Below are 22047 nucleotides of genomic sequence, written 5' to 3' on the forward strand. Positions count from 1 at the left end.
CAAGCCCGCTCCCACATTAGTTTGGTATTGCCAATTCAAGATCCAGCAATGCTGAGCCCAGGCACTTGCCATGGGCGTCCAGCGCCAGCGACCGCGTCACCCCGCCTCGCAGGATCCCCGGCAACACGAAGTTCAGTGCCTGCACATTGGGCAGTTCATAACGCCGCACCGGTGCGGCACCCGCCTCCAGCAACGGCGCAAAAAACGCCGCTACCACCTCAGCCGTGAGTTGCTCGCAGAGCAGCGGATAGTCCTCGGCCCGATACGCGATGATCGAGATGTTCGAGGTGTCGCCCTTGTCTCCCGTTCGGGAGTGGGCCAGGGTGTGCAGCTTCATGCTTCGATCCTCGGGTTGACCGCGTGACGAGGCAGCAGCAACGATGCCACCGCCACCACCTGGCGCAGGCTCTTGCTGGCGCCACCGCCGCCGGACGGGCCGTTGGTGTAGAGAGTTTCCACTTCATTGCCGACACGCACCGCCTCGCTGCGTTCTGCGCAGCGGGCGGCTATGCGCAGGCGCACTTCCCACGGTTCAACCGTGCTGCGCGGGCCGTGCAGGGAGTCGACGCCGATCAATTCGGCACGCACGTCCTGCATGCGCACGCCGGTCAACTCCAAGCGTTTCAGGACCACATCGCGAGCCAGTTGCGCACGAGCGACCGCGCCCGGGCCACCGTAGGAAATCTGCCCCTCACCGATCCAGCCGTCCAGATAACCGACGCTGACTTTCAACGCTTCGGGACGTGGCCGTCCGCTCGCGCCGTGGGCACGCACCCGGTCCACGGCTTCTTCGGTAAACGCCACCTGGGAAAAATCCGCGCACACGTCCGGTGTGAGGTAGGCCGCCGGGTCGTGCACTTCGTAGATCAATTGTTCGGTGCACGTGGCACGGCTGACCCGCCCACCGGAACCTGCGACCTTGGTGATCAAGGCCTCGCCGTCTGCGTCAATCTCGGCCAGTGGAAAGCCCAGGCGTGCCAGGTCGTCCACATCCTTGAAGCCCGGATCGGCAAAGTAGCCACCGCTGACCTGCCCCGCACATTCCAGTAAATGCCCCACCAGCGTGCCGCGCCCCAGCCGTTGCCAATCATCCGCAGCCCAGCCGAATTCGAACATCTGCGGCGCCAGGAACAACGAAGGGTCTGCCACCCGGCCGGTGATCACCACGTCGGCCTCGGCGCGCAAGGCGTCGATAATGCCGTCGGCGCCCAAATAGGCGTTCGCGGAAATCAATCGCTCGCCCAACGAGCCAAGGGTCTGACCGTTGTCGAGCAACTGCTCCGGCTGGGCACGCAAGGTCTCAAGCACGTCGTCGCCAACCACCGCCAGCACCTTGAGGTTAAGCCCCAGTTCACTGGCAATCCGCCGCACTTCAACCGCCGCCGCCACCGGATTGGCCGCGCCCATATTGGTGATTACCCGCAGGCGTCGGCGCCCTTCGGACCGGCCGACAAAGGGCAGCACGCGGCGCATGCGCTCACTCAACAGCGGGTCGTAACCGCCTTGTGGATCGCTGATCCGCGCCTGTTGCGCCAGGGCGATGGTGCGCTCGGCCAGGCATTCGAAGACCAGGTAATCCAGGTCGCCCTGTTCGGCCAATTCCACCGCAGGTTCGATACGGTCGCCGGAGTAGCCGGCGCCGGAACCGATGCGCAAGGTTTTCATTTCAAATCACTCCCAGGAGCAAAGCCGTCAGAGTCATCAACACCGACGCGGCAAACAGAAAGGGGATGGTGAAGCGCTGGTGATCGGCCAATTCGATCTTGCACAGGCCCACCAACAGGAAGGTCGCAGGCGTCAACGGGCTGACCGGAAAGCCGGTGGTGTGCACGCCCAGCAACGAGGCCTGGGCCACTTGCAGCGGGTCGACGCCCAAGGCCTTGCCGACTTCGGCGATCACCGGCATCACGCCGAAGTAGTAGGAATCCGGGTCAAACAGCATGCTCAGCGGCATCGACAGGAAGCCCACCACCGCCGGGATCAACTTGCCGTGGCCCGCCGGAATCTGCGCCACCGCCACTTCGGCGATGGCCTTGAGCATGCCGGTGCCTTGCATGATGCCGGTGAACACACCGGCGGCGAGCAGGATGCTGGCCATGGTCAGGGCGGTTTTTGCGTGGGCGTCGATCCGCGCGCGCTGGGCGTCGACGTTCGGGTAGTTGATGCACAGTGCCACCACGGTGCCGAGCATGAACATCACCACCGGGTCGACCCAACCGGCGATCATCACCACCATCACCAGTACCGTCAGGACCAGGTTGACCCAGAACAGCCGCGGGCGACGCAGGGCAATGTCATCGTCGCTGAGCACCCGTTGCGGCACTGCGTCCACGCTGGAACCAGCGCCCAGGCCCAGGCGTTTTTCTTCCCGGTGGCCCAGCCACCAGGCGCAGGCGAATACAAAGACCAGGCCAACGATCTGCACCGGGATCAGCGGCTGGAACAAGTCCGCCACCGGCACGTGCAGCGCTGCCGAGGAACGCAGTACCGGGCCGGTCCACGGCAGAAAGTTGACCCCGGCCGCCATCGCCGCCACACACGCGAGGATGCGTTTATCAATTCCCAGCCGCGTGTACAGCGGCAGCATCGCCGGCACCGTCACCAGGAAGGTCACCGCGCCGGAGCCGTCGAGGTGCACCAGCAGGGCCAGGGTCGCGGTACCGACGACAATCCTTGTAGGACGCGTCCCTACCGTGCGCAGGATGCGATCAATGATTGGATCCAGCATGCCGGCATCGGTCATGATCCCGAAGAACAGGATCGCAAACACAAACATCCCCACCACGGGGGCGACGTTCTTGATGCCGGTGATGATGAAGGCGCTGGTTTGCAGGCCGAAACCGCCCAGCAGCGCGGCGATGATCGGCAAGGCGATCAGGGCCACCAGTGGCGACAGGCGTTTGCTCATGACGGCAGTGAGCAGGCACAGGATGGTGATGACACCCAGGGTAGCGAGCATGGGGTAGCTCCAGAACGGCGTTTTCGGCCGGTTATTGTTTTCCCTGGAGTATTGGAATCGCGTTAGGCTTTGTAAATTGGAATATTCGGCACCCCACATTCGAAAAAACAAAACGCCCGAGCAAAATAAAAATGAAAAATTCGATCCAGCATATCCAGGCGTTTCTCGCCGTTGCCCGCACGGGCAGTTTTACCAAGGCTGCCAACGAACTGCATTTGTCGCCCTCGGCGCTGACCGTGCAGGTGCAACAACTGGAGGAATGGCTGGGCGTCGCGCTGCTCGACCGCAGCCCGCGCCACGTCAGCATCACCGCCGCCGGGCTGGATGCACGCGGGCCGATGGAGAAGCTGTTGCTGGACCTGGACAACATCGTCACCGGCTCCCGTGACCTGGCAGCGCTACGACGAGGCGTGGTGACCATCGCCGCCCTGCCCTCCGTGTGCGCCGGCGCGTTGCCTCCCGCCCTGCGCCTGTTTCGCGAGCGTTTTGCCGGGATCGAGGTGCGCTTGCATGACCTGGTTGCTCACCGCATTCATGCGCAAGTGCGTTCGGGCGAGGTGGATTTCGGCATTGGTGTGCGGGCGCGGCTGAGTCATGGACTGGCGTTTGTGCCGGTGCTGAATGATCGGTTATGTGCGTTCGTGCCGCTGGATCATCCGCTGACTCGTTTTGCAAAGTTGAGCCTGGAGCAACTGGCCGACCAGCCGATCATCCTCACCGGCCGCGACAGCAGCGTACGGGAACAGGTGGACGCGTTGTTCGATGACACACGCCTGACGATGCTCGCGGGGATGGAGGCCAACTACATGTCGACCGTGTTGGCGTTGGTGCGGCAGGGCTTGGGGATCAGTGTGTTGCCGGAATCGGCGGCGGACAGTCTGGAGGGGTTGAAGCGGATTACCATTGATCATCCGGGGGTGAACCGGGAGATCGGGTTGATCAGTCGCAGTGGACAGCCGTTGAGCCCAGCGGCGCAGCGCTGTTTTGAGTTGCTCAGTGAAGAATTACCTGGCGCACCGCAAAACTAAATGTGGGAGCGGGCTTGCTCGCGAAGGCGGTGGGTCAGCCAATACATGTGCTGACTGGTACACCACCTTCGCGAGCAAGCCCGCTCCCACATTTTCGAGCGCATTTCAGCCCAGCATCGGCACATGCTTGGGATGGCTGGCCACGCGCTTCAACCAGGCTTGCACACCTGGATAGGCGCTAAGGTCAAAGCCACCTTCATCCGCCACATGGGTGTAGGCATACAGCGCCACGTCGGCAATCGAGAATTGGTCGCCCACCAGATACGGTGTCAATTGCAACTGGCGCTCCATCACCTTCAGGGCTTTATAACCGCCCTTGTGCAGCTTCTTGTATTCCTCCAGGCGATCTTCCGGCAGCCCCAGGTAAAACTGGATAAACCGCGCCACCGCGATGTACGGCTCGTGGCTGTACTGTTCGAAAAACTGCCACTGCAGCACCTGGGTGCGCAGGCGCGGTTCGCTGGGCAGGAACTCGCTGCCATCGGCCAGGAAGTTGAGAATCGCATTGGACTCCCACAGGCAGGTGCCGTCTTCCAGCTCCAGCACCGGGATCTTGCCGTTGGGGTTCTTGGCCAGGAACTCCGCGGTCTGGGTGTCGCCCTTCAGGATGTCGACATCGATCCACTCATAGTCGATGCCCAACAGGCTGAGCATGAGTTTGACTTTGTAGCAGTTGCCCGATTTGTAATCGCCGTAGACCTTGTACATGGAGGCTCCCCTATGCCGCTTGCGCGTGCTGTGCTTGACGGACCACCGCAGCGAGACGCTTGAGACCTTCGTCCAAGCGCGCCGGGTCGATATGGCTGAAATTGAGCCGCAGGTGACCGTGATGATTGTCCGGCTCGGAAAAGAACGGTTCACCGGGCATGAACGCGATGTCCTGGTCGAGCGCAGGTGCCAACAAGGTGCGGGTATCGAGCGGCTGTTTCAAGGTCAGCCAGAAGAATAATCCGCCCTGGGGTATTTGCCAGTCGGCCAGATCGCTGAAATGCCGCGCCAGTGCAGCCTGGAAAGCGTCGCGCCGGCCCCGGTAAAAGCTGCGCAACGCTACCAGGTGATGCTGGTATTTCTCGGTGCCGATCCATTGCATCGCCTGCCACTGGCCAACGCGGTTGGTGTGCAGGTCGGCTGATTGCTTGAGTTTGAGCAGGTGCGGGAACAGGTCCGGACTGGCGATCAGGTAGCCGACCCGCAGGCCGGGCAACAAGGTCTTGGATACGGTGCCGGTGTAGATCCAGCTGGCCTTTTTCAGCCGGCTGACGATGGGTTGCGCGCTGCCGCCGTCGAAGGTCAGTTCGCGGTAGGGTTCGTCTTCGATCAGGGTTACGCCAAACTCGTCCAGCAACGCGGCGACGGCCTCGCGCTTGGCATCGCTGTAGCGCACCGCCGAAGGGTTCTGGAACGTCGGGATCAGGTAGACGAAGGACGGGCGATGCTGCTCAAGGCTGCTGCGCAAGGCTCTGAGGTCCGGACCGTCCGCTTCAAGCTGTACGGTCAGGCAATCGGCGCCGAACAATTGGAAAATCTGCAATGCCGCAAGGTAAGTCGGGCCTTCCAGGAGGATTTTGGTGCCCTTGTCGATGTACAGCTTGGCCGCCAGGTCCAGGGTTTGCTGGGAGCCGCTGACCACCATGACCTGGCGGGCATCGCAGGCAATACCCAGCACCCGCGCCTCGGCCGCCAGCAATTCACGCAACTGTGGCTCGCCTTCGCTCATGCCGTATTGGCCGATATTCAGCGGCATGCCTTCCCAATCCAGCGTGGGCAGCATCACTTCGGCCGGCAGGCCACCGGCGAAGGACATCACCTGCGGCTTTTGCGCCGCCGCGAGGATTTCACGGATCAGGGAGCTTTTAAGACGCGAAACACGTTCTGAGAAGGCCATAAGGGTCACCGGTAGCAAAGCCTGGGGAAAATACGTCAAACTGCTTGACCGAAATTACGACGACTTGGGCAGATACGTCAATATGCTTGACCTTAAAAACCAGACCAGCCAGCAAACCGCCATGGAAGCCTTCTTCTTCGGCTACCAGGCGTTCACCGCCAAGGCTGACGAAATGCTGGAGCGCCGCGGCTTGAGCCGGGTGCATCAACGCATCGTGTTTTTTATCGCGCGCTACCCGGCCTTGAGCGTCAAGGAGCTGCTGGAACTGCTCGGCGTGAGCAAACAGGCGCTGAACATGCCGTTGCGCCAACTGCAGGAAATGCACCTGGTGGACAGCGTGGCGTCCGAGACCGACAAGCGTAAGCGCCTGCTGGAGTTGACCGAGGAAGGCCGGCGTTTCGAACAATCGCTGCGGCGCGAACAGGTAAAGCTGCTGCAACGGGCGTTTGCCGAGGCAGGCGAGACGGCGGTAGAAGGCTGGCTGGCGGTAAACAAGGCACTCAGTGGCCAATCCTGAATTGCCTTTCATCCCCTTTCGCACACAAAATAGAAAACATTATTTGCTTTATTTGTATACAAAAGCATAATTCGCTTCGTGCGAGTTCCTGACCTATTGGTCAACAAAACCCGCTGGTACCTCAAAGCGCTGCTGCCCACTCATGTGTCCGGCGCTGGAAATAACAATAAAACTCTTGAGGAGTACTTGCTGTGGAAAGCCGCAAATCCGAAGCCCCTACGCTCGACCTCTCGCCAACCCACAACGGTTGGCTGGAACGCCTGTTCAAACTGCGCTTGCATGGCACCACAGTGAAGACCGAGCTGATCGCTGGCCTCACGACCTTTATCACCATGGCCTACATCATCTTCGTCAACCCCAACATCATGGCCGACGCCGGCATCGATCACGGCGCGGCGTTTGTCGCCACCTGCATCGCCGCTGCGCTGGGTTGCCTGCTGATGGGGCTCTACGCCAACTGGCCGGTAGGCCTGGCGCCGGGCATGGGCCTGAACGCGTTTTTCACCTACACCGTGGTCGGGACCATGGGCTACAACTGGGAGACGGCACTGGGTGCGGTGTTTATCTCCGGTGTGTTGTTCATGATCCTGACGCTCTCACGCATTCGCGAGTGGCTGCTCAACAGCATTCCGGTGAGCCTGCGCCATGCCATGGGCGCCGGCGTCGGATTGTTTCTCGGGGTGATCGGCCTGAAAACCGCCGGCATCATCGTGCAAAGCCCGGCCACCCTGATCAAGCTCGGCTCCCTGCATGAACCCGCCCCATTGCTGGCGGCCATCTGCTTCCTGTTGATTGCGATCCTCAGCTACCACCGGGTATTCGGCGCGATCCTGATCAGCATCATCGCCGTGACCCTCGCCGGTTGGGGCCTGGGCCTGGTGGAGTACCACGGCATCCTGGCCACCCCGCCAAGCCTGGCGCCGACCTGGATGGCCATGGACGTGATGGGCGTGTTCAACGTCAGCATGATCAGCGTGGTGTTCGCCTTCCTGTTTGTGCACATGTTCGACACCGCCGGCACCCTGATGGGCGTGGCCCAGCGCGCAGGCCTGGTGAATGCCGACGGCAAGATCGAAAACCTCTCCCGCGCCCTGAAAGCCGACAGCGCCTCCAGCGTGTTCGGCGCCATGGTCGGCGTGCCGCCAGTCACCAGTTACGTGGAAAGCGCCGCCGGGGTTGCCGCTGGTGGCCGCACCGGGCTGACGGCGGTTACGGTTGGCGTGTTGTTTATCGCAGCGATGTTTTTTGCCCCGCTGGCTGGCATGATTCCGGCCTATGCCACCGCCGGCGCGTTGATCTATGTGGCGATGCTGATGATGAGCGGCATGGCCCATATCAATTGGGACGACGCCACCGACAGCATTCCGGCGATCGTCACGGCGATCATGATGCCCCTGACCTTCTCGGTGGCCGACGGCATCGCCCTGGGTTTCATCACCTACGTGGCGCTGAAGGCCGGTACGGGTAAACACAAGGAAATTTCCATCAGCCTGTGGGTGCTTTGCGCGATCTTCATCGCCAAGTTCGCGTTCCTGTAGGCCAACCCGCTTGACCCTGCCTCACCCCGTCGGGTGGGGCTTTTGTACGAATGGAGGAATGCAATGAGTCTGGAAACCTGGCTGCTGTTCAGCGGCGCTGCGCTGGTGGTGATCCTGATCCCCGGCCCCCTGTCCTTGCTGATGATCAGCAACAGCCTGAACTACGGCCTGCGCCGTTCGTACCCGGCCTTTCTCGGCGGGGTGATTGCTTCCATCTGCCTGCTGAGCGCCTCGGCGCTGGGTTTGGGTGCGTTGTTGCTGGCATCGGAACAGCTGTTCAGCGCCCTGAAGATCGTCGGCGCGCTGTACCTGTTCTACCTCGCCTGGCAGAGCTGGCAGCAATCCCGGCAACCGGCCCACGTCGCCGACGTACCTCAAGTGGCCGCCACCCCGCGTTTTCGTGCGCTGTTTGGCCGGGCCTTTGTGCTGGGCGCCAGCAACCCGAAGGACATCCTGTTTTTCGCCGCCTTCCTGCCGCAATTCCTCAGTGCCCAGCAGGCCTTTTTGCCGCAGTTGCTGATCATGATCGCCACCTGGACCGTGCTCGACCTGCTGTGCAAACTGGCCTACGGCCTCGGCGCCCATGGTGCCGCGCGCTACCTGCGCAGCGGCAGGGGCCAGAGCTGGTTCAACCGGATCAGCGCGGGCTTGTTCACAGGCGCCGGCGCTGCGTCGCTATTGAGCCGCTGAAGATCCAGCCCCGATCGCACTGAAGATCGGGGCCGCCTTTATGGTGCAATCAGCAGGCGAAAAAAAGCCCGCAGTGTGAGCGGGCGAAAAACCAACGAAGAGCTTTGGGGGTGTGAAGCGCGGTGACGACTCAGCTACCGCGATAGGTGGAGTAGCTGTAAGGCGAAATCAGCAAAGGCACGTGGTAGTGATCCTGTTCGGCGCTGATGCCGAAGCGCAGCACCACCACATCGAGAAATGCAGGTTCGGGCAGTTGCACACCGCGGGCGCGGTAGTAATCACCGGCGTTGAACTGCAACTGATAGACACCGCTGCGGTAGTCATCGCCTTGCAGCAGGGGTGCATCGCAGCGGCCGTCGCTGTTGGTCAGGGTGCTGGCGACCAGCTCAAGCTGTGCACCCTCGACACGGTACAACTCAACCTTGATTGCGCTGCCAGGGCAGCCATGCGCGGCGTCCAATACGTGTGTGGTCAAACGTCCCATAGCGTCTGCGCGCCTCCCGAAGTCAGTAAAAAGTGAAAGACCGCACCTTTTCAGGTCACTGAAAAAGTCGGCGATGGCTGATTAAGACACTTTTCAAAAAAATTGTACACAATAAATTCAACAAGCCTGCGTTCCGTTGCTGACGCCGATACTGTAGGAGCGAGCTTGCTCGCGAAGATCGTTAACGATAACGCAGCGCTTCAGGGTTAACGAGGCGCTCTCAGGTTTTTCGCGAGCAAGCTCGCTCCTACAGTGAATGAGGTTTTTTTCAATTTAGCTGACCAGTCAGGCAGGTTTCTTGCAGTGCTATTCTGCAAAGACCCTGCGGAAAAAATGCAGAAATACAGGCTTACAAAGTGCACACTAAGTTGTATACAATCAGTCATCGTTGTGACGCCACCCAGTCTTTCCGCTGCCCGGCCGCCACACACACCGCTACCACGAACAAGAAGGAAGACTGCAGTGAGCGCTGACTACCCACGCGACCTGATCGGTTACGGCAGTAACCCTCCTCACCCACACTGGCCGGGCAAGGCCCGTATCGCCCTGTCGTTCGTACTCAACTACGAAGAAGGGGGTGAGCGCAACATCCTGCACGGCGACAAAGAGTCGGAAGCCTTCCTGTCCGAGATGGTCTCGGCGCAACCGCTGCAAGGCGAGCGCAACATGAGCATGGAGTCGCTGTACGAATACGGCAGCCGTGCCGGCGTGTGGCGCATCCTCAAGTTGTTCAAGGAATTCGATATCCCGCTGACCATCTTCGCCGTGGCCATGGCCGCCCAGCGTCACCCGGATGTGATCCGCGCGATGGTCGCCGCCGGCCACGAGATCTGCAGCCACGGCTACCGCTGGATCGACTACCAATACATGGATGAGGCCCAGGAACGCGAGCACATGCTCGAAGCGATCCGCATCCTCACCGAACTCACCGGCGAGCGCCCACTGGGCTGGTACACCGGCCGCACCGGCCCCAACACCCGGCGGCTGGTGATGGAGGAAGGCGGCTTCCTCTATGACTGCGACACCTATGACGACGACCTGCCCTACTGGGAACCCAACAACCCGACCGGCAAGCCGCACCTGGTGATCCCCTACACCCTGGACACCAATGACATGCGCTTCACCCAGGTCCAGGGTTTCAACAAGGGCGACGACTTTTTCGAATACCTGAAAGACGCCTTCGACGTGCTGTATGCCGAAGGCGCGGACGCACCGAAAATGCTCTCCATCGGCTTGCACTGCCGCCTGATCGGCCGCCCGGCACGCCTGGCCGCCCTCAAGCGGTTTATCGAATACGCCAAGGGCCATGACCAGGTGTGGTTTACCCGCCGCGTCGACATCGCCCGTCACTGGCATGACGTACACCCTTTCCAGGGAGCCGCCAAATGACCGCGTTCCAAACCCTGAAACCGTCGAGCCTGAGCCGCGACGAATTCGTCGCAGCCTTCGCCGACATCTACGAACATTCGCCATGGGTGGCCGAAAAGGCCTTCGACCTGGGCCAGGACGCTTCGATCGACGAGATCGAAACCCTGCACCAGCGCATGAGCGACATCCTGTTGAGCGCCGATCACACCAGTCAACTGGCCCTGATCAACGCTCACCCGGACCTGGCGGGCAAAGCGGCCGTCCAGGGCCAGTTGACCGAAGCCAGCACTAATGAACAGGCTGGCGCCGGTATTCACCAATGCTCGAGCGACGAGTTTTCGCGCTTCACCGAGCTGAACGATGGCTACAAGGCCAAGTTCAAGTTTCCCTTCATCATGGCGGTAAAAGGCAGCAACCGGCACCAGATCCTTGCCGCGTTTGAAACGCGTATTCACAACTCGGTGGAAGCCGAGTTCAAATGTGCGCTGGCCGAGATCAATAAAATCGCGTTGTTCCGATTACTGACCCTTTAGCAGACCTGGCCCGAGCGATTCATGAACGCCCAGGGCCTGGCGAGCATCCCAAGCCACTTACTTTAAGGCAGACAAGAAGAATGAAAGCGCAACCCGTACCTTTCGAAAAGTTCGTCAACCTGGCCGACGCCCGCCTGGGCACCAAGATCATCTCTGTCACCGATGACTGGTTCGCCGACGCCAACCGTCTGTTCCAGCCGACCCCGGCCGTGTGGAAGGAGGGCGTTTTCGATGACAACGGCAAGTGGATGGACGGCTGGGAGTCGCGCCGCAAGCGCTTCGAAGGCTACGACAGCGCCGTGATCCGCCTGGGCGTACCGGGTTCGATCAAAGGCGTGGACATCGACACTTCATTCTTCACCGGCAACTTCCCGCCATCGGCGTCCCTGGAAGCCTGCTTCCTGGCGTCCGGCGAGCCGGATGACAACACCCAATGGGTTGAAGTGCTGTCGGCGGTGGAGCTGCAAGGCAACAGCCATCACTTCCACGAGATCAACAACGACCAGGCCTTCAGCCACCTGCGTTTCAACATCTACCCGGATGGTGGCGTGGCCCGTCTGCGTGTGTACGGCATTCCGTTCCGCGACTGGTCGGCGGTGGGCGACAACGAACAGGTGGACCTGGCTGCTGCATTGAACGGCGGCCGCGCACTGGCCTGCTCCGATGAACACTTCGGGCGCATGAGCAACATCCTCAACCCGGGCCGTGGCATCAACATGGGCGACGGCTGGGAAACCGCACGTCGTCGTACGCCGGGCAATGACTGGGTGATCGTCGCACTGGGCCACCCGGGCGAGATCGAGAAGATCGTGGTCGACACCCTGCACTTCAAGGGCAACTACCCGGACACTTGCTCGATCCAGGGCGCGTTCGTGAAGGGCGGCACCGACAGCCAGATCGAAACCCAATCGCTGTTCTGGCGCGAACTGCTGCCGGCGCAGAAACTGGAAATGCACGCTGAACACACGTTTGCCGAGCAGATCAAGGCGCTGGGCCCGATCACCCACATTCGTCTGAATGTGTTCCCGGATGGTGGTGTGAGCCGCCTGCGGGTTCTCGGTAAGGTCTCGAAGTAAGCGGTGAACCTGTGGCGAGGGAGCTTGCTCCCGTTGGGTCGCGAAGCGGCCCCAGGAAATGGGACTGCTACGCAGTCCAGCGGGAGCAAGCGCCCTCGCCACAAAAGCAAACAACACAGAATCCGGATAAGAAGACAGCCATGCGCACACTGATGATCGAACCCCTGACCAAAGAAGCCTTCGCCCCTTTCGGAGACGTTATCGAAACCGATGGCAGCGATCACTTCATGATCAACAACGGGTCGACCATGCGCTTTCATAAACTGGCGACGGTTGAAACCGCCACGCCAGAAGATAACGCGATCATCAGCATCTTCCGCGCCGACGCGCAGGACATGCCGCTGACCGTGTGCATGCTGGAACGACACCCGCTGGGCAGCCAGGCTTTCATCCCGCTGCTCGGCAACCCCTTTCTGATCGTGGTCGCGCCACTTGGCGATGAACCTGTATCGGGCTTGGTCCGCGCCTTCGTTACCAACGGCAGGCAGGGCATTAATTACCATCGCGGCGTCTGGCACCACCCGGTGCTGACGATCGAAAAGCGGGATGACTTCCTGGTGGTTGATCGCAGTGGCACAGGCAATAACTGCGATGAGCATTTTTTTAAAGAGGATGAGCGGTTGATCCTCGCCCCCCACCAATAAGAGAAGGTCTGATCACTCGACGACAGAGTGACAGGCGAGAGGTAAAGACTGTGGAAGCACATTTGATGGAATGGCTGAACCTGAGCGTGCGCTGGGTTCACATGATCACTGGCGTCGCCTGGATCGGCGCTTCGTTCTACTTCGTCTGGCTGGAAAACAACCTCAACCGCGTCAACCCCAAGGACGGCCTCGCCGGTGACTTGTGGGCGATCCACGGTGGCGGTATCTACCACCTGGAAAAATACAAACTGGCCCCGCCGACCATGCCGGACAACCTGCACTGGTTCAAATGGGAAGCCTACTTCACCTGGATGTCCGGCATCGCGCTGCTGTGCGTGGTGTTCTACGCCAACCCGACCTTGTACCTGCTGGCCCCGGGCAGCAGCCTCAGCGGTCCGGAAGGTGTGTTGCTGGGCCTCGGCTCGCTGCTGGCCGGCTGGTTCATCTACTCCTTTCTCTGCGACTCGGCACTGGGCAAGCGCCCCGCCCTGCTCGGCCTGATCCTGTTCGTGCTGTTGATTGCCGCCGCGTACGGCTTCAGCAAGGTGTTCAGCGGTCGTGGTGCGTACCTGCATGTGGGCGCCGTGATCGGCACCATCATGGTGGGCAACGTGTTCCGCATCATCATGCCGGCCCAGCGTGCGCTGGTGGCGGCCATCGCCGAAAACCGCACGCCCGACCCGGCACTGCCGGCCAAGGGTTTGCTGCGTTCGCGCCACAACAACTACTTCACCTTGCCGGTGCTGTTCATCATGATCAGCAACCACTTCCCGAGCACCTACGGCAGCCAATACAACTGGCTGATCCTCGCAGGTATCGCGGTGGCGGCGGTGTTGGTGCGTCACTACTTCAACACCCGTCACAACAGCCAGAAATACGCCTGGACCTTGCCGGTTGGCGCGCTGGCGATGATTTGCCTGGCCTACGTGACCGGCCCAAAACCGGTGGCGACTGCACCGGAAGTGGCCAAGGCGCCAGCGGCCATCGAGTACCAGCCGCTGCCGGAAACGGCGTTGGGTGGCGGGCTTAAACCGGCTGCTCCAGCGGCACCTGCACCGGCACCTGCCGAAGCAGCACCGGCCCAGGCCTCGATTGATTTTGACAAGGTCCACGGGGTGATCCAGGAGCGCTGCGCGGTGTGCCATTCGGCCAAGCCGACAAGCCCGCTGTTCAGCACCGCGCCGGCCGGGGTCATGTTTGATACGCCGCAGCAGATCCAGCAAATGGCCCCGCGCATCCAGGCACAGGCCGTGGCCAGCCAGATCATGCCGCTGGGCAATATCACCCAGATGACCCAGCAGGAACGGGACTTGATTGGCACCTGGATCACTCAGGGGGCGCGTACCAACTGACTGATTAACGCAGGACTAGTGTGGGAGCGGGCTTGCTCGCGAATGCGGTGTGTCATTCAACACTTCAGGTGACTGAACCACCGCGTTCGCGAGCAAGCCCGCTCCCACATGGGATCTGCGGTGTGCTTTGACGAATGAGTTCCACCCGGCAATTGAATGCCGAACAACACAACAATAAAAAGATCCGAGGTGTTGCATGTCCCAGCTAGAAACTCAGACTCCTGCCGCGCCCGCCATGGTGCGGCTGCCCCTCTTGCAACTGATTCTGGTAGGCCTGCAACACGTCTTGCTGATGTACGGTGGCGCCGTCGCCGTGCCTTTGATCATCGGCCAGGCCGCGGGCCTGAGCCGTGAAGAAATCGCCTTCCTGATCAACGCCGACCTGCTGGTGGCGGGCATCGCAACCATGGTCCAGTCCTTCGGCATCGGCCCGGTAGGCATTCGTATGCCGGTGATGATGGGCGCCAGTTTCGCCGCTGTCGGCAGCATGGTGGCCATGGCCGGCATGCCCGGCATCGGCCTGCAGGGGATCTTCGGTGCGACCATCGCCGCCGGTTTTTTCGGCATGGTGATCGCGCCGTTCATGTCCAAGGTCGTGCGCTTCTTTCCACCGCTGGTGACCGGTACCGTGATCACCGCCATTGGTCTTTCGCTGTTTCCCGTCGCGGTCAATTGGGCCGGCGGTGGCGCAGCGGCGTCCACGTTTGGCTCACCGATTTACCTGGCGATTGCCGCGCTGGTGCTGGTCACCATCCTGCTGATCAACCGTTTCATGCGCGGCTTCTGGGTGAATATCTCGGTGCTGATCGGCATGGCCCTCGGCTACGGGCTGTGCGGGATGATCGGCATGGTCGACCTCAGCGGCCTGGCGCGCGCCCCGTGGGTGCAAGTGGTGACGCCACTGCATTTCGGCATGCCCAAGTTCGAGTTGGCGCCGATCCTGTCGATGTGCCTGGTGGTGGTGATCATCTTCGTCGAGTCCACCGGGATGTTCCTCGCCCTGGGCAAGATCACCGGCCAGGAAGTCACGCCGAAAATGCTCCGCCGTGGCCTGTTGTGTGACGCCGGCGCATCGTTTTTTGCCGGGTTCTTCAACACCTTCACCCACTCCTCGTTCGCGCAGAACATCGGCCTGGTGCAGATGACCGGCGTGCGCTGCCGTTCGGTGACGATCGTGGCCGGCGCGTTCCTGATTGTGCTGAGCCTGCTGCCCAAGGCCGCCTTTTTGGTAGCGTCGATTCCACCCGCAGTGCTGGGCGGCGCGGCGATTGCCATGTTCGGCATGGTGGCAGCCACCGGGATCAAGATCCTCCAGGAAGCCGACATTGCCGACCGTCGTAACCAGTTGCTGGTGGCGGTGAGTATCGGCATGGGATTGATCCCGGTGGTACGTCCCGAATTCTTTGCACAGCTGCCGCTATGGATGAGCCCGATCACTCACAGCGGCATCGCCATGGCCACGATCAGCGCGCTGTCGCTGAACCTGTTATTCAACATCCTGGGTGGCGCCGAACGCGCTGCCCCAAGCGCTCACGCACACCCACATTGATTCCTGCGTCACAACAAAAACAATAACGATCAGGGAACACACCATGTACGCCATTCACCCGGGGCCGGCCACGCGCCGTGCCCCATTCTCGCCCCGCGCGCTCTTTAACGGCGCACTTGAGCACAGGCCTGGGAGTCAGTATTCTCGGCGCCCGCTCAAATCGACTCAAAAAAAAACAGCGAATGTAAAAGCTGACTGCAAGGCCAACTTATCCCGGCCCCACGTCCGCAGCCAATGTGTGCAAAAACTCTCCGAATTCGACTGTGTTCATCACAGCCGACGGGGATTTTTTGGCTTTTTAAACACCTTGGCGCAGCTCTTGCTAAAAGCATCAAAGCTGACCGAACAGACGATTTTTGCGGCAAGCCAAAAGACGCCACACCAGAGCGTCCGCTTAGAAAAAAAACCAGAAACCTTTACCTCGGGAGCAACCGAATGAAACGTACCGTGAACAGCCTGATGCTGGCAGGATCCCTGCTGGCCGGGGGCCAGGCCATGGCCGGTGATCTGCTGCAGTGGCAGAACAACAGCCTGACTTATCTGTGGGGCAAGAACTTCACTGTTAACCCGCAGATCCAGCAAACCGTGACCTTCGAACACGCCGATGCGTGGAAGTACGGCGACAACTTCTTCTTCCTCGACCGCATCTTTTACAACGGCAAGGAAGACGGCAATGTCGGCCCGAGTACTTACTACGGCGAGTTCAGCCCACGCTTGTCGTTCGGCAAGATCTTCGACAAAGACTTGTCGTTCGGCCCGATCAAGGACGTGTTGCTGGCGTTCACTTACGAGTTCGGCGAAGGCGACAACGAGTCGTACTTGCTCGGCCCGGGCTTCGACCTGGCAATCCCTGGTTTCGACTACTTCCAGCTGAACTTCTACCAGCGCCAGACCGAAGGCAATCGCCCGGGTGACGGCGTATGGCAGATCACACCGGTGTGGTCGTACACGATCCCGGTGGGCAACTCCAATGTGCTGATCGACGGCTTCATGGACTGGGTGGTGGATAACGACAAGAACGCCCGCGGCACTTACCACGCCAACCTGCACTTCAACCCGCAGATCAAATATGACCTGGGCAAGGCGTTGCATTGGGGCGAGAAGCAGTTGTATGTCGGTATCGAATACGACTACTGGAAGAACAAGTACGGGATCCAGGACAGCGGCGCGTTCGAGACCAACCAGGACACTGCGAGCCTGTTGGTGAAGTACCACTTCTAACCACACCGCCTATCCCCTGTGGAATCGGGTTTATGTGGGAGCGGGCTTGCTCGCGAATGCGGTGGGTCAGTCAATACATCTGGCGACTGACACACCGCATTCGCGAGCAAGCCCGCTCCCACACAAGCCCGCTCCCACATTCAGTCCGGTGTCAGGCCCAGGAACCGCTGCAACTCTTCGCGCTTGGCCAGCGCATCCCGCCTTCCCAGCTCGATCAATTCGCTGCAATACCCCGCCTCGAACAGCAGGTAGCTGAGCACACCCGCGCCACTGGTTTTGGTCGCCCCCGGCCCGCGCAGAAACAGGCGCAATGCCGCCGGCAATTCCTGGCGGTGACGTGCCGCAATTTCGTCGATTGGCTGACTGGGAGCGATCACCAATACTTCCACTGGCGCCAAACCTTGTATCGCCGCGTTGGCCGGCAACACGTGGCTGAACTGGTTCAGGCGCTCGAGCAATTCGATATCGCTTTCCAGGCTGTCGATGAACGTGCTGTTGAGCATGTGCCCGCCGATCTGCGCCAACGTCGGCTCCTGGCCGGTGAAGGTGCGCGCCGGGTTCGATGGATCGTTGCCACGCGGGTTGCCACTGACCCCCACCACCAGCACGCGGCTGGCGCCCAGGTGCAACGCAGGACTGATCGGCGCCGACTGGCGCACCGCCCCGTCACCAAAATATTCCTGGCCGAGTTTGACCGGCGCAAACAGCAACGGAATCGCCGAGCTGGCCAGCAAGTGTTCAACGGTCAATTGGGTGGGAATGCCGATGCGCCGATGCCGCAACCAGGCATCGATGGTGCCGCCGCCCTGATAGAAGGTCACGGCTTGCCCGGACTCGTATCCGAACGCGGTCACCGCCACAGCATGAAGGTGTTTCTCGCGGATCGACTGCGCGATGCCTTCCAGGTGCAGTTTGTCGCGCAACAAGTCCCGCAGCGGCGAACTGTTGAGCAGCGCCACTGGCACCTGCGCCCCCATCCCCAGCAGGCTGTGGATAAGGAATCGACTGGCCTGGCTGATCACCCCGGGCCAGTCGCTGCGCAGCACCAGGTGGCTGCGAAAGCCCTGCCAGAAGGCGGTCAGGCGCTGGATGGCGGCGGTAAAGTCCATGGCGCCACTGGCCAGGCTCACCGCATTGATCGCCCCGGCCGAGGTGCCGACAATCACCGGAAACGGATTGGCGGCCCCCGGCGGCAACAGCTCGGCAATCGCCGCCAGTACCCCCACCTGATAGGCGGCTCGCGCCCCGCCGCCGGAAAGAATCAAGCCTGTGACCGGTTCAGCTGGGCGCATTGCATCACTCCATGGTGCTTGGGGACTTCAGATCAACGGCGGCGTTTTTCATACAGTTTAGGTTCACCTGGCGGCCGGCTCTTGAAGCGGCGGTGCGTCCACAGGTATTGCTCGGGGCATTCGCGCACGGAGGCTTCGACCCACTGGTTGATGCGCAGGCAATCGATCTCGTCGGTTTCACCGGGGAAGTCGGTCAGCGGCGGATGGATCACCAGGCGATAACCGCTGCCGTCGGCCAGGCGTTCCTGGGTGAACGGCACCACCAGAGCCTTGCCCAGGCGGGCGAACTTGCTGGTGGCGGTCACGGTGGCGGCCTGAATGCCGAACAATGGCACGAAGATACTTTGCTTGGCGCCGTAGTCCTGGTCCGGTGCGTACCAGATCGCACGACCGGCCCGCAGCAGCTTGAGCATGCCGCGCACGTCTTCGCGCTCTACGGCCAGGGAGTCGAGGTTGTGCCGCTCGCGGCCACGGCGCTGGACGAAATCGAACAAGGGGTTGCCGTGCTCGCGGTACATGCCGTCGATGGTGTGCTTCTGCCCGAGCAAGGCGGCGCCGATTTCCAGGGTGGTGAAATGCAGGGCCATGAGGATCACGCCCTTGCCTTCCAGTTGCGCCTGCTTGAGGTGCTCCAGCCCTTCGACATGGGCCAGGCGCGCCAGGCGCGGCTTGGACCACCACCAGCTCATGGCCATCTCGAAGAACGCGATGCCGGTGGAGGCAAAGTTTTCCTTGAGCAAATGTTTACGCTCTTTAGCGGACTTTTCCGGGAAGCACAGTTCCAGGTTTCGTGCGGCGATACGTCGACGTTCACCGGCCACCCGGTACATTCCCGCCCCCAAGGCACGGCCAATCCCCAGTAAAGCCCGGTACGGCAACTGCACAATCAGCCACAGCAAACCCAGCCCCAGCCATAACAGCCAGAAGCGCGGATGAAAAAATACAGCTCGAAAACGCGGGCGATCCATTCAAGATTCCGGTAAAGACAACGGCCGCGCATTCTACAACGGTTCGACCCGGCTTGCGGCTAGCGGATGTTCTCGTTATAAGTCTCGACACTTTTCGTGACAAGCCGCTTTGCCGACCATGAGCCAAACCGAACCGCTAGACCAAGATCCCGTGTTCCAGTTGAAAGGCAGCATGCTCGCCATTACCGTGCTGGAACTGGCCCGCAACGACCTTGATGCCCTGGACCGCCAGCTCGCCGCCAAGGTCGCCCTGGCGCCGAACTTCTTCAACAATGCACCGCTGGTGCTGGCCCTGGACAAGCTCCCGGCCGGCCAGGGCGCGGTCGACCTGCCCGGGCTGATGCGCGTGTGCCGCCAGCATGGCCTGCGCACCCTGGCGATCCGTGCCAGCCGTATCGAAGACATCGCCGCGGCAATCGCCATTGAACTGCCAGTACTGCCGCCGTCGGGTGCCCGCGAGCGTCCGCTCGACCCGTTGGTCGGCGAAGAGAAGAAAAAACCGGAGAAACCGCCGGAGCCGACGATCAAGCCGACAAAGATCATCACCTCTCCCGTACGGGGCGGGCAGCAGATTTACGCCCAGGGTGGCGACCTTGTCGTCATCGCCCCGGTCAGCCCGGGGGCGGAACTTCTCGCCGATGGAAACATCCATGTATACGGCCCCATGCGTGGTCGTGCCCTGGCCGGCATAAAAGGTGACACCAAGGCCCGTATTTTTTGCCAGCAGTTGACCGCTGAGCTAGTGTCCATCGCAGGCCAGTATAAGGTTTCGGAAGATTTGCGCCGCGATCCGCTGTGGGGGGCCGGGGTACAAGTCAGCCTGTCGGGCGATGTGTTGAACATCGTTCGTCTTTAACGGATACTGCCGCATTTTCCAAGCATCTCTGGACTCTGATAGCACAGCGAAAACGGCAAAACTTGTGTAGGAATAATTTTAAGGTGGGGTTTGCCCAGGCAAACCGTGCTTTCTCCTACAAGAGCTGCCCGCCTGCAGCGAGTGACAAGAGATGTTTTTCAGGGACTAAAAAGTCCTTTTTCCTTAGGGGTGAAACACCTTGGCCAAGATTCTCGTGGTTACATCCGGCAAGGGTGGTGTGGGTAAGACCACCACCAGCGCCGCTATCGGTACCGGCCTCGCTCTGCGCGGCCACAAGACAGTTATCGTCGACTTCGACGTCGGCTTGCGTAACCTCGACCTGATCATGGGCTGTGAACGCCGCGTGGTGTACGACTTCGTCAACGTCGTCAATGGCGAAGCCAACCTGCAACAGGCCCTGATCAAGGACAAGCGCCTTGAGAACCTGTATGTACTGGCCGCCAGCCAGACCCGCGACAAAGACGCGCTGACCAAGGAAGGCGTGGGCAAGGTCCTCGCCGAACTGAAGGAAACCTTCGAATACGTGGTGTGCGATTCCCCGGCGGGTATCGAGACCGGTGCTCACCTGGCGATGTACTTCGCCGACGAAGCCATCGTCGTGACCAACCCTGAAGTCTCCTCGGTACGTGACTCGGACCGCATGCTCGGCCTGCTGGCCAGCAAGTCCCAGCGCGCCGAGAAAGGTGAAGATCCGATCAAGGAACACCTGCTGCTGACCCGCTACAACCCTGAGCGCGTCAGCAATGGCGAAATGCTCGGCGTTGAAGACGTGAAGGAAATCCTCGCCGTGACCCTGCTGGGTGTGATCCCGGAATCCCAGGCCGTCCTGAAGGCATCCAACCAAGGTGTGCCGGTGATTCTTGACGACCAGAGCGACGCCGGCCAGGCGTACAGCGATGCGGTAGATCGCTTGCTGGGCAAGACCGTGGAACATCGCTTCCTCGATGTTAAGAAGAAGGGATTCTTCGAGCGTATCTTTGGAGGCAACTAAACAATGAAATTTCTCGACTTCTTTCGCGCCAACAAAAAGCCAAGTACCGCGTCGGTAGCGAAAGAGCGTCTACAGATCATCGTGGCGCACGAACGCGGCCAACGCAGCACCCCGGATTACCTGCCAGCCCTGCAGAAGGAACTGGTGGAAGTGATCCGCAAGTACGTCAACATCGGTAACGATGACGTGCATGTCGCCCTGGAAAATGACGGCAGCTGCTCGATTCTGGAACTCAATATCACCCTGCCTGATCGTTGATCGAAAAGGCGGTCGCCACGGCGGCTCGGTTACCTGGCTCCCCTCACGGGGCCGGGTGAGCGAGCCGCCGTTGGCGTTTGTTACGAGGCTGTTTTAATGCCGTTGTCCAATGTCCATATCCTTCATCAGGACGCTGCTGTCCTGGTGGTGAACAAGCCTACCCTGCTGCTCTCGGTGCCCGGTCGCGCCGACGACAACAAGGACTGCCTGATCACCCGCCTGCAGGAAAACGGCTACCCCGAAGCCCGCATCGTCCATCGCCTGGACTGGGAAACGTCCGGGATCATCCTGCTGGCCCGAGACGCGGATACCCACCGTGAACTGTCCCGCCAGTTTCATGACCGGGAAACCGAAAAGGCCTACACCGCACTCTGCTGGGGCCAACCGGAACTGGACAGCGGCAGCATCGACTTGCCCTTGCGCTACGACCCACCGACCAAGCCACGGCACGTGGTGGACCACGAGTTCGGCAAGAACGCGCTGACCTTCTGGAAAGTCCTGGAGCGTTGCGGCGACTGGTGCCGGGTTGAGCTGACACCGATCACCGGCCGCTCCCATCAACTGCGCGTGCATATGCTGTCCATCGGGCATCCGTTGCTGGGCGATGGCTTGTACGCCCATGAACAGGCCTTGGCTGCCTGGCCACGCCTGTGTCTGCACGCCAGCATGTTGAGCTTCACCCATCCCCAGAGCGGCGAGCGTCTGCGCTTCGAGTGCCCCGCGCCGTTTTAACCTGTAAACGCAATTAAAATGTGGGAGCGGGCTTGCTCGCGAATGCGGTGGATCAGTTAGCTCATTCGGCGACTGACACACCGCA

Annotated in this window: 24 protein-coding genes; 16 read left to right on the plus strand and 8 right to left on the minus strand. The window is 60.9% G+C overall.

Going from position 1 to position 22047, the window contains the following annotated elements; genetic code table 11:
- Positions 1-16 precede the first annotated feature (16 nt).
- Genes HX786_RS27680 through HX786_RS27690 form a run of 3 tightly spaced genes read right to left on the minus strand, consistent with a single transcriptional unit; the run spans position 17 to position 2959 of the window.
- Positions 17-337 carry a hypothetical protein gene (locus tag HX786_RS27680; RefSeq protein ID WP_087694789.1) on the minus strand — a complete coding sequence of 107 codons (321 nt, stop codon included), beginning with the start codon at positions 335-337 and terminating at the stop codon, positions 17-19.
- Positions 334-1665: an acyclic terpene utilization AtuA family protein gene (locus tag HX786_RS27685; RefSeq protein WP_177080307.1), complete on the minus strand. Its 1332-nt coding sequence runs from the start codon at positions 1663-1665 to the stop codon at positions 334-336. Before HX786_RS27685 ends, HX786_RS27680 begins: the two co-directional genes overlap by 4 nt.
- Before the next feature lies 1 nt (position 1666).
- Entirely contained in the window at positions 1667-2959 is a 1293-nt protein-coding gene (locus HX786_RS27690; protein WP_003213142.1) for a CitMHS family transporter, read from the minus strand.
- Positions 2960-3090: 131 nt separating this feature from the next.
- Here HX786_RS27690 and HX786_RS27695 point away from each other — a divergent pair, with 131 nt between their 5' ends.
- Positions 3091-3987 carry a LysR family transcriptional regulator gene (locus HX786_RS27695; protein WP_177051909.1) on the plus strand — a complete coding sequence of 299 codons (897 nt, stop codon included), beginning with the start codon at positions 3091-3093 and terminating at the stop codon, positions 3985-3987.
- Between the two features lie 105 nt (positions 3988-4092).
- Here the strand turns inward: HX786_RS27695 and HX786_RS27700 are convergent, their stop codons facing one another.
- Together HX786_RS27700 and HX786_RS27705 are read right to left on the minus strand one after the other, a co-directional pair.
- Entirely contained in the window at positions 4093-4695 is a 603-nt protein-coding gene (locus HX786_RS27700; RefSeq protein WP_008432197.1) for a glutathione S-transferase family protein, read from the minus strand.
- A 10-nt stretch (positions 4696-4705) separates the two neighbouring features.
- Positions 4706-5872 (minus strand): PLP-dependent aminotransferase family protein, encoded by a 1167-nt coding sequence (locus tag HX786_RS27705; RefSeq protein ID WP_134326011.1) that lies wholly within the window; start codon positions 5870-5872, stop codon positions 4706-4708.
- An 82-nt stretch (positions 5873-5954) separates the two neighbouring features.
- Between HX786_RS27705 and HX786_RS27710 the strand changes: the two genes are divergently transcribed.
- From HX786_RS27710 to HX786_RS27720, 3 genes are all read left to right on the plus strand, one after another.
- Complete coding sequence (locus tag HX786_RS27710) at positions 5955-6389, plus strand: MarR family winged helix-turn-helix transcriptional regulator (protein ID WP_003212841.1); 435 nt, start codon at positions 5955-5957, stop codon at positions 6387-6389.
- Positions 6390-6580: 191 nt separating this feature from the next.
- The gene (locus HX786_RS27715) at positions 6581-7927 is read left to right on the plus strand and encodes an NCS2 family permease (protein ID WP_003212843.1); all 1347 of its coding nucleotides are present in this window, start codon (positions 6581-6583) and stop codon (positions 7925-7927) included.
- Between the two features lie 63 nt (positions 7928-7990).
- Positions 7991-8617 (plus strand): LysE family translocator, encoded by a 627-nt coding sequence (locus HX786_RS27720; RefSeq protein ID WP_008432192.1) that lies wholly within the window; start codon positions 7991-7993, stop codon positions 8615-8617.
- 130 nt (positions 8618-8747) lie between these two features.
- On the opposite strand, the gene uraH is transcribed toward HX786_RS27720, so the two are convergent.
- Positions 8748-9101 (minus strand): hydroxyisourate hydrolase, encoded by a 354-nt coding sequence (gene uraH, locus HX786_RS27725; protein ID WP_134326010.1) that lies wholly within the window; start codon positions 9099-9101, stop codon positions 8748-8750.
- A gap of 462 nt (positions 9102-9563) precedes the next feature.
- Here uraH and puuE point away from each other — a divergent pair, with 462 nt between their 5' ends.
- The 8 genes from puuE to HX786_RS27765 all read left to right on the plus strand — a co-directional run bounded on the left by puuE (position 9564) and on the right by HX786_RS27765 (position 16844).
- Complete coding sequence (gene puuE / locus HX786_RS27730) at positions 9564-10490, plus strand: allantoinase PuuE (protein WP_008432189.1); 927 nt, start codon at positions 9564-9566, stop codon at positions 10488-10490.
- Positions 10487-11002, plus strand: coding sequence for a 2-oxo-4-hydroxy-4-carboxy-5-ureidoimidazoline decarboxylase (uraD, locus tag HX786_RS27735; RefSeq protein WP_008432188.1), 516 nt, complete (start codon positions 10487-10489; stop codon positions 11000-11002). The genes puuE and uraD overlap by 4 nt, the downstream gene beginning before the upstream one ends.
- Before the next feature lie 80 nt (positions 11003-11082).
- On the plus strand, positions 11083-12078 hold the full coding sequence (gene alc, locus HX786_RS27740; protein ID WP_003209112.1) for an allantoicase: 996 nt from the start codon (positions 11083-11085) through the stop codon (positions 12076-12078).
- Positions 12079-12218: 140 nt separating this feature from the next.
- Positions 12219-12722, plus strand: coding sequence for an ureidoglycolate lyase (locus tag HX786_RS27745; protein WP_003209110.1), 504 nt, complete (start codon positions 12219-12221; stop codon positions 12720-12722).
- 50 nt (positions 12723-12772) lie between these two features.
- A complete protein-coding gene (locus HX786_RS27750; protein WP_008432185.1) occupies positions 12773-14074 on the plus strand; it encodes a urate hydroxylase PuuD in 1302 nt (433 codons plus the stop codon).
- A gap of 196 nt (positions 14075-14270) precedes the next feature.
- A complete protein-coding gene (locus HX786_RS27755) occupies positions 14271-15623 on the plus strand; it encodes a nucleobase:cation symporter-2 family protein (protein WP_177040533.1) in 1353 nt (450 codons plus the stop codon).
- A gap of 43 nt (positions 15624-15666) precedes the next feature.
- Complete coding sequence (locus tag HX786_RS27760; protein ID WP_143495519.1) at positions 15667-16062, plus strand: hypothetical protein; 396 nt, start codon at positions 15667-15669, stop codon at positions 16060-16062.
- Entirely contained in the window at positions 16059-16844 is a 786-nt protein-coding gene (locus HX786_RS27765; protein ID WP_003209104.1) for an outer membrane protein OmpK, read from the plus strand. Before HX786_RS27760 ends, HX786_RS27765 begins: the two co-directional genes overlap by 4 nt.
- 140 nt (positions 16845-16984) lie before the next feature.
- On the opposite strand, the gene HX786_RS27770 is transcribed toward HX786_RS27765, so the two are convergent.
- Both HX786_RS27770 and HX786_RS27775 read right to left on the minus strand, forming a co-directional pair.
- Positions 16985-18136, minus strand: a complete 1152-nt coding sequence (locus tag HX786_RS27770; RefSeq protein WP_087694783.1) for a patatin-like phospholipase family protein — start codon at positions 18134-18136, stop codon at positions 16985-16987.
- Positions 18137-18168: 32 nt separating this feature from the next.
- Positions 18169-19104, minus strand: a complete 936-nt coding sequence (locus HX786_RS27775) for a lipid A biosynthesis lauroyl acyltransferase (protein ID WP_003209101.1) — start codon at positions 19102-19104, stop codon at positions 18169-18171.
- A 118-nt stretch (positions 19105-19222) separates the two neighbouring features.
- Here HX786_RS27775 and minC point away from each other — a divergent pair, with 118 nt between their 5' ends.
- The 4 genes from minC (at position 19223) to HX786_RS27795 (ending at position 21962) form a co-directional block, all read left to right on the plus strand.
- On the plus strand, positions 19223-19960 hold the full coding sequence (minC, locus tag HX786_RS27780; protein WP_003209099.1) for a septum site-determining protein MinC: 738 nt from the start codon (positions 19223-19225) through the stop codon (positions 19958-19960).
- Between the two features lie 199 nt (positions 19961-20159).
- Positions 20160-20972, plus strand: a complete 813-nt coding sequence (minD, locus tag HX786_RS27785; protein WP_003209098.1) for a septum site-determining protein MinD — start codon at positions 20160-20162, stop codon at positions 20970-20972.
- Between the two features lie 3 nt (positions 20973-20975).
- Positions 20976-21230 carry a cell division topological specificity factor MinE gene (gene minE, locus HX786_RS27790; protein WP_003175252.1) on the plus strand — a complete coding sequence of 85 codons (255 nt, stop codon included), beginning with the start codon at positions 20976-20978 and terminating at the stop codon, positions 21228-21230.
- Between the two features lie 96 nt (positions 21231-21326).
- Positions 21327-21962 carry an RluA family pseudouridine synthase gene (locus HX786_RS27795; RefSeq protein WP_008432172.1) on the plus strand — a complete coding sequence of 212 codons (636 nt, stop codon included), beginning with the start codon at positions 21327-21329 and terminating at the stop codon, positions 21960-21962.
- The last annotated feature ends 85 nt before the right edge of the window (positions 21963-22047 follow it).

Source organism: Pseudomonas sp. 21615526, from assembly GCF_013386245.1.
Classification (GTDB): domain Bacteria; phylum Pseudomonadota; class Gammaproteobacteria; order Pseudomonadales; family Pseudomonadaceae; genus Aquipseudomonas.